Raw genomic sequence first — 3,432 nt, 5'->3', positions numbered from 1 at the left:
TGGACAACAAGTCCGTGATCGAGATGATCCTCGAGCAGATGGGCCAGCCCGCCGATGCCTACGACCACGTCAGCGACCGACCCGGCCACGACATGCGCTATGCCATCGACTCGACCAAACTGCGCGAGGAGCTCGACTGGGAGCCCATGTACAAGGACTTCGCCGCCGGCCTCGCCGCCACGATTGCCTGGTACCGCGACAACGAGCCGTGGTGGCGCGCCAAGAAGCTCGAGACGGAGATGAAGTACGAGCGCCTGGGGCGCTAGATCACCCGGACCGATGCGCCGTGGAGGCCACCTGGTCGAGAAGCGTGGCATAGGCATCGGCCACCGCGGACACATCGAAGCGTTGAGCCCTGATTGCCGCCGCACTGCCCAGCGCCGCGGTGAGCGCGCGGTCGCCGATGAGTCGGTCCAGTGCGGCCGTGAGGGCCGCGACGTCGCCGGTCGGAACCACGATGCCGGACACCTCGGGCTCGACCGCCTCGGCCAGGCCGGGGAGGTCGGAGACCACGACGGCGCATCCGGAGGCCATCGCCTCCAGTAGCGCGACGGGCAGGCCGTCTTGGTCGCCGCTCGCGGCCCGCACCGAGGGGAACACCGCCACGTCCGCCTCGGCGTCGACGCGAACGAGCTGTTCCCGGGTGAGCTGCCCCACAAACGAGACCGGGAGCCCCGCGGCGGCCCGCTCCAAGGCGGCGCGCTCGGGGCCGTCGCCCACGATCGTGAGGTGCCAGCGGTCGCCACCGATCGCGGCGAGGGACGTGATCAGCGGGAGAAAGCCCTTCTTCTCGACCAGCCGCCCCACTGCGAGCAGGCGAACCGGGCCGTCCGTGTCGCGCGCCGCGCGCCCCACGGCAGCGTCGGCGAACTGCGCCACCTGTGCGCCCATCGGCAACACGTGGGTTGCGTGGGCATCTGCGCCAAGCGCGATGGCCCGCGCCCACATGTCCTCGTTCATCACCGTGACCGCGCGCGCATGGCGGAGCACGGAGCGCTTGAGGGCGCGCGAGATGGGGTCATTGAGGGCGTACAGGTCCCCGCCGAGTGTGGTCACCACGAGCGGGACCCTCGGCGCGGCCCACCGGGCCACCAGGCCCTGAGGAACGATCCAGTGCGCGTGGATGACGTCGGGACGATGTCGGCGCACCTCGCGCCGCACGCCCCACCACTGCGCGGCCATGAGGAATGGCAACTGCGCCAGACGCGACCGGCGTGAGCGAACATTCTCGAGGATGGCTCCCTGGGCCACGTCCTCCCAGCGTCGTGGGAAGAATCGATAGCGGGTCACATGAACACCCTCGGCGTCCTCGCTCGCGGCGCCCCCCGGGACGGCAGGCACCAGCAGCCTGGGCGCGAACCTGCCAACCAGGCCCACGGCCAGGTCCCGCACAAAAGACGGCGTCCCGTCGCCGACCGTGGCGGGGTAGGTCGACGCCAACACCAGGAGGGGCCGGGCTGAGAGGTGCAAAGTCATAGGCTTGTCCACTGTGAGTAGCGGCAGGGGCAACCCAGTGTATGAGGTGGCGGTCGTGGGCGCCGCCGGCTTTCTGGGCGGCGCGATCATGCGCGCGTTCGCGGCGGCCGGCACCGGGGCGGTGGGCTACACCCTTGGCAGGCCGATGCTGGTTGACGGCGTTGTCGCCCCCGAGGCACGCAGTGTCCGCACGGTGGTGTGGTGCGCCTCACGTATTAACCCCAGGCTTGCGGTCGAACAGCCCCACTTGATTGACAAAGACCGTGCCGATCTCGACGATGCGCTCGGCAGGTTTTCGACATGGGAGCGGCCGCCGCGCATCGTCATCTTCTCCTCGGGAGGCACCGTCTACGGCCCACCGGCGACCCCACCGTTTGTCGAGGATCCGGACCCTAATCCCGTCAATGACTACGGGCTCGCCAAGTTGATGATCGAGCGACACGTGCGTGACTCAGGACTCGAATCGGTGGCGCTGCGCGCCTCCAACGCCTATGGCCCCGGACAGAAGCCGGCACCCGGTCAGGGGGTGTTGGCGCACTGGATGAGCGCAGTCATGAATGGCGAGCACGTGCACGTCTACGGCGAACCTTCGGCCACTCGGGACTACGTCTATGTCGATGACGTCGCCCGTGCGGCGGTGGCGGCGCATGCCGTGGAAGTCGCACCGCCCATCGTGAATATCGGTTCTGGGATCGCGACATCCCTGAACGACTTGTTGGAGGCACTTCGACCCGTGGTGGCTCCCCGCTGGACGGACGTTGTTGTGCACGGGGCGCGCGATACTGACACCGCTCACAGCCTCCTCGATGTGACGCTGGCACGCGAGGCCCTCGGGTGGCGGGCGGAGGTCGACATTCGTCGCGGGGTCGAGATGATGTGGGCCTGGCGGCAAACGCAATGACTCGGCCAACGCGCGGCGCTTCTCTCAGATGGTCGCTGTTCGCGGTCGCGGTGGCGTTGCTCACCTGGGCGGTCGCCTCTCAATGGGAAGCGGTGTCCGCAGCCGCCGTAGACGTGGGGTGGGGCGCTATCGGGCTCGCCACCCTGGCCGCAATGGCGGCACTCGGATTCAACACACTGTCGTGGCGCGCGGTGATGCGATCGGTAGGCCTGCACGCCCCTGTGGTCGATGCGGCGTCCGTATTCCTTGTTTCCCAGGCGGGCAAGTACGTTCCCGGGGCCGTGTGGCCCGTGCTCGCGCAATCCGAGTTCGCCCGCGCCCACGGGCTCTCACGGACTCGTGGCATGACTGGTTCGCTCGTCGCGGTGGCGGTGGGCGTCGTGACAGCCGGCGTGGTCGGCACACTGGGCCTTGTGGCGTGGGCGCCAGGTGCGCTCGCCGACTACTGGTGGGCGTTGGTGGTGGTGGTCGTGCTGGCGACGCTGCTGGTGCCCGCGGTGCTGACCCGCGCCCTGCGTCTCGGCTTCACGGTGATGCGCAGATCGGCGGAGCCGCCGACGATCATGGGCCGGGCCCTGCTGGTGTCTGCGGCGTGGTCCGCCGCAAACTGGCTGGCTCTCGGGCTCCAGGCGTGGATTCTGCTGCGGATATTGTCGCCAGGTACGGAAGGGCTGTGGTCTCTGGCTACCGGGGCGTTTGCGCTGGCGTGGCTCGCCGGCTTCTTGGTGGTGTTTGCGCCGGCTGGAGTCGGCCCGCGGGAGGCGGCCCTGGTGGTACTCCTCGCGGCAGTCGCAACCCGTCCTGAGGCGCTCGCGCTCGCGCTCATCAGTCGTTTCGCTATGACGCTCGCGGACGCCGTTGGCCTGGGGTGCGGACTCCTCGCGCGACGGTGGCGGCGGGACGTGCCGGACCATACTGCTGCTCTTTGAGGCGGTACAGCTGGTCCTCACCCAGGATGCGGTTGGTCTTGGCAATGTCTGACAGGACGCCGAGCGCAAGCGACAGGCCCGCGCCGATGAGGAGAAGCGTTCCCAACATCAGCGACTGATAGTGAT

Annotated in this window: 3 protein-coding genes and 1 pseudogene; 3 read left to right on the top strand and 1 reads right to left on the bottom strand. The window is 68.8% G+C overall.

The genetic code is table 11. From position 1 onward, the window contains the following. Positions 1-266: pseudogene (locus tag QZZ29_RS05190) on the top strand (dTDP-glucose 4,6-dehydratase); the annotation flags it as partial. A gap of 1 nt (position 267) precedes the next feature. On the opposite strand, the gene QZZ29_RS05185 reads toward QZZ29_RS05190, so the two are convergent. Then, positions 268-1,476, bottom strand: coding sequence for a glycosyltransferase (locus tag QZZ29_RS05185; protein WP_291381921.1), 1,209 nt, complete (start codon positions 1,474-1,476; stop codon positions 268-270). A 13-nt stretch (positions 1,477-1,489) separates the two neighbouring features. On the opposite strand from QZZ29_RS05185, the gene QZZ29_RS05180 reads away from it, so the two are divergent. Beyond that, entirely contained in the window at positions 1,490-2,377 is an 888-nt protein-coding gene (locus QZZ29_RS05180) for an NAD-dependent epimerase/dehydratase family protein (protein WP_291381919.1), read from the top strand. After that, the gene (locus tag QZZ29_RS05175; RefSeq protein ID WP_291381917.1) at positions 2,374-3,306 is read left to right on the top strand and encodes a lysylphosphatidylglycerol synthase domain-containing protein; all 933 of its coding nucleotides are present in this window, start codon (positions 2,374-2,376) and stop codon (positions 3,304-3,306) included. The genes QZZ29_RS05180 and QZZ29_RS05175 overlap by 4 nt, the downstream gene beginning before the upstream one ends. The last annotated feature ends 126 nt before the right edge of the window (positions 3,307-3,432 follow it).

Origin of the sequence: Demequina sp. (assembly GCF_016278765.1) — a bacterium.
Lineage (GTDB): Bacteria > Actinomycetota > Actinomycetes > Actinomycetales > Demequinaceae > Demequina.
Note: the sequence above shows the minus strand (reverse complement) of the source record. Positions and strands in the feature narration are given on the sequence as shown.